3 protein-coding genes and 1 pseudogene are annotated in these 3,474 nt (G+C 68.8%); 1 reads left to right on the top strand and 3 read right to left on the bottom strand.

Annotation, left to right across the window (positions count from 1 at the left end; translation table 11 throughout):
- Nucleotides 1-253 (bottom strand): annotated as a pseudogene (locus ACIQ2E_RS13405) (cysteine--tRNA ligase); the annotation flags it as partial.
- An 80-nt stretch (nucleotides 254-333) separates the two neighbouring features.
- On the opposite strand from ACIQ2E_RS13405, the gene ACIQ2E_RS13410 reads away from it, so the two are divergent.
- Nucleotides 334-747, top strand: coding sequence for a cytochrome P450 (locus tag ACIQ2E_RS13410; RefSeq protein WP_398331511.1), 414 nt, complete (start codon nucleotides 334-336; stop codon nucleotides 745-747).
- On the opposite strand, the gene ACIQ2E_RS13415 is transcribed toward ACIQ2E_RS13410, so the two are convergent.
- Nucleotides 731-2,545 carry a hypothetical protein gene (locus tag ACIQ2E_RS13415; protein ID WP_398331514.1) on the bottom strand — a complete coding sequence of 605 codons (1,815 nt, stop codon included), beginning with the start codon at nucleotides 2,543-2,545 and terminating at the stop codon, nucleotides 731-733. The genes ACIQ2E_RS13410 and ACIQ2E_RS13415 overlap by 17 nt on opposite strands.
- A partial coding sequence (locus ACIQ2E_RS13420; protein ID WP_398331517.1) for a CpsD/CapB family tyrosine-protein kinase occupies nucleotides 2,546-3,474 on the bottom strand: 929 nt, incomplete at its 5' end.

Consider the following 3,474-nt stretch of genomic DNA (forward strand, 5'->3'; position numbering starts at 1 on the left):
AGCTGCCCTCCTCGGCGGCGCGATTGAGGATCTTGTCGTCGATGTCGGTGTAGTTCTGCACGAACGTCACCGCGTAGCCGCTCCAGATCAGGTAGCGGCGCAGCACGTCCCAGGCGATGTAGCTGCGGGCGTGGCCGAGGTGGCAGAGGTCGTAGACCGTGACGCCGCAGCAGTAGATGCTCACCTTGCCGGGCTCGCGCGGCTGGAACTCCTCCACACGGCGACTGAGCGTGTTGGTGAGCTGGAGCGTCATTGCGCGGCGCCTGGGCCAATGGCGGCGATCGTGACACAGGCCTGCGGCAGCATCGGCACAACGCTTTGGCAACCCCCTGCTTGACTCGTGGTGCAGGCAATTCCCAGGGGCTGCAGCTGGCGCCTGCGGGCGTGTGGTTGCTGGCTGGGGAGCGCTGCCCGATCGGCTCGCTGCTCACCGTGTCGCCCTGGTTGATCCAGCGCCACCGCCGGCATTGGCCGGATCCGGATCGCTTCCGGCCGGAGCGTTTTCTGCGCACCGCCAGTGCGGCCGAGCAACAGCTGGCCCGCGATGCCTTCCTGCCCTACGGCCTGGGGCCGCGCAAGTGCCCCGGTGCGGCCTTCGCGCAGCAGGAGGCGGTGCTGGTGCTGGCGGAGCTACTGGAGCGGTTCGTGATCGCGCCGGTGGTGGAGCATCGCCCGGAGCTGGTGGGGCGTCTCACCTGGCGCTCGCGCAACGGCATTCAGGTGCGGCTGCTCAGAAGAGCAGGCTGAGGCGGGTGCCGAGGCGCAGCTGCTCACTGCGCAGCAGGGTGCCGATGTCGTACAGACCGGCGGCATTGCTGACGTAGAGGTCTAGCGAAACCTGTTGGCTGGCCAACCAGCGCAGGGCCACGCTGCCGTTACTGCTGCCGGAGTCTGAGAGGGCCAGGTTGAACTCCGGAATCAGCTGCCACTGGCGGGCGAGCTGGATGTTGGCGCCCATGCCCAGGCCCCAGGGCGAGGCCACACCGCTCCAGCCCACCTTCGGGCCGAGGTTGAAGGCCAGCCAGTGGTTGGCCTCCCATGTGCCCATCCACTCGCCGAACAGATACCCCTGGAAGGAGGCGTCGTTGTTGCGGCCGAGGGAGATCCGGCCGGCGCCGGTGAAAGGGGCGCCGCGCAGCTGGTTGAAGGCCATCAGCTTGCCGCCGATGCGGGTGTTGACGCCCCCGTTGTTGGCGTAGGCCTGCACCAGCGGGGTCACGGGCTCCACGTCGTTGAAGACGCCGCCGTTGAACAGGTCGAACTGGAAGATGTTCGAGGCCGACCACCCCAGGTAGCCGAACAGGTTGCCGCGGCTGTCGGCGGTGGCCGACACCTGCCAGCTGCCGGCGGGCGGCACCCAGCCAGTGTTCACGCTCAGGCCACCGAGGCTGAGGGCGCGCTGCCGCGCACTGAGCGGCGGCATCGGGGTATCGGGCTGATCGGGCTTCCAGCGGAAGCTGGCGCTGTAAAGCAGGCGGTTGTCGGAGGGGAGGGCCAGCAGGGCGGTGGCTGGGGTGGTGCCGAAGCCGTTGGTGAGCGCCCCCTGCAGGCTGATGCGGGGGTTGAAGATCACGTTGGCGCCGAGGCTGAAGATCGGCACGCGGCTGTAGGCCAGGTTGCTGTTGAAGCTGTTGGTGCCGGGGCCGAGCGGCAGCAGGCCTGAGCCGAGCAGTTCGAGCTGGGGGATCGGCCGCCAGCTGGCCCCGGCGGCCACCGTGACGTTGGTGCCGTAGAAGGGTCCTGAGCCGCCCTGGTCGCCCCCCTGGCTGGCGGGCAGCAGGCTGATGCCCGGGCTGAAGCTGAGCTGCAGGTTGCTGGAGGCCCGCCAGCTGAACGGCAGGTTGATCGCGCTCACCAGGTTGCGGGTGAACACGACGCGGTTGGCCGGGTTGAAGATGTTGGCGGTGTCGCTGTCGGGGCTGCCGCAGTTGCTGCTGCCACCGCAGCCGCTGCCCACGCTGAACTGCTCGAGCGAGCCCTCCAGGGCCAGCTCCCAGCGGGGAGCCTGAAACGGCGCGGCGTTGGCGCCGGCCAGGCGCAGCCGGGCGGCGCCACCGATCACCAGCCAGTAGTTATCGAGCGGGTTGGGTTTGTTGGCGATGGTGGCGTAGAGCGGATCATCCGCGTAGCTCACGAAGCCAGACACCATCAGCGCCGGGCTGAGGCCGAAATCGGCGCGGATGCTGTAGTTCTGGTTGCCGCTGCCCACCGATTCGCCGGAGCCATCGGCCCAGGTTTGGTTGAACTGCACCTCCAGCTGGGCGTCGTCGAGCCGGTTGGCGGTGGGCACAGCCCAGCCCAGGCGCAGTGGAGGGCCGAGGGCGGCGGCGGCGGTGGTGGTGGTGTCAGGCGCTGGTGCCGGCGTCGGGGGATCGTCCGCGCTGATCTGTTCGCCCTCCGGCACCCGTTCCCAGCTGAGGGTGGTGCTGGTCCGGGATGTGTCGTCCGGCACCAGCTCCCAGGTGGGTTGCGCTAGGGCCGGGACTGAGGCGCCGGCGAGCCAGGCCAGCGCCCCCGTGCGCAGGAGCCGGTCGCGCGCGCCCATTCAGCGGTCTGTCCAGCTCAGAAAGCGCTGCCAGGTTTGGCGCACGGTCCGCCAGGGCCTGGCCTGGTTCGCGGAAGCCTCGGCAGGGCTGCTGCCACCGGCGTCGTTGTTGTAGTACGCGTATGTGCTGCGCGGGTCGTAGGCGCCATAACCATCGGCGCCATAGCCATAGCCGTAGCGGCTGTAGCTGTAGCGCCCGTAGCCGTAGCCATAACCGCCGCTGTGCTCCTCCTCCTCGCGCACGGCATTGGTGACAACGCCCAGCAGGGTGGCGCCGGAGCTGCGGATGCGGGCGGCGGCTTCGCTGGGGAGGTTGCGGTCGACGCGGTTGAGGCTCACCAGCAGCAGCAGGCCATCGAGATGTTCGGCCACCAGGGCGGCATCGGCGAGGCCGAGCACCGGTGGCGTGTCGTAGATCACCAGATCAAAGGAGCCTGAATCGGCTAGCTCGCGCACCAGATCGTGCATGCGCGTGGAGCTGAGCAGGCGGGCGGGATCGGGCGGGCGGCGGCCGGCGGTGAGCACGCTCCAGCCCTCGTAGCCGGCCACGGGTTGGATCGCATCGCGCCAATGCAGATCCGGCTCGGTGAGCAGGTTGGAGAGGCCGAGGATGTTGTTCACGCCGAGGCGATGGTGCATCTGCGGCTTGCGCAGGTCGGCGTCGATCAGCAGCACCCGCTGCCCCATTTCGGAGAGCGTTTTGGCCAGGAGCACATTCACGAGGGTCTTGCCCTCGGCCGGTACGGAGCTGGTGAGGGCCACCGAGCGCAGCGCATGGTCGGAATTGAGGAAGCGCAGGCTGGTGAACAGGTTGCGGAAGGCTTCCTGGTAGTAGAAGCGCTGGTAGCCGCTCAGTCGGGGCGATTCGGGCACGGCATCGCCTGAGCTGCTGGTGTCGCTGCTCTGGTCCAGCTCCTGCAGCAGGAAGC

Origin of the sequence: Vulcanococcus sp. (assembly GCF_044369115.1) — a bacterium.
Classification (GTDB): Bacteria; Cyanobacteriota; Cyanobacteriia; order PCC-6307; family Cyanobiaceae; genus Vulcanococcus.

Coding starts and splice junctions, on each gene's coding strand:
- ACIQ2E_RS13415 (WP_398331514.1), bottom strand. CDS start 2,545: ATGGGCGCGCGCGACCGGCTCCTGCGCACGGGGGCGCTGGCCTGGCTC.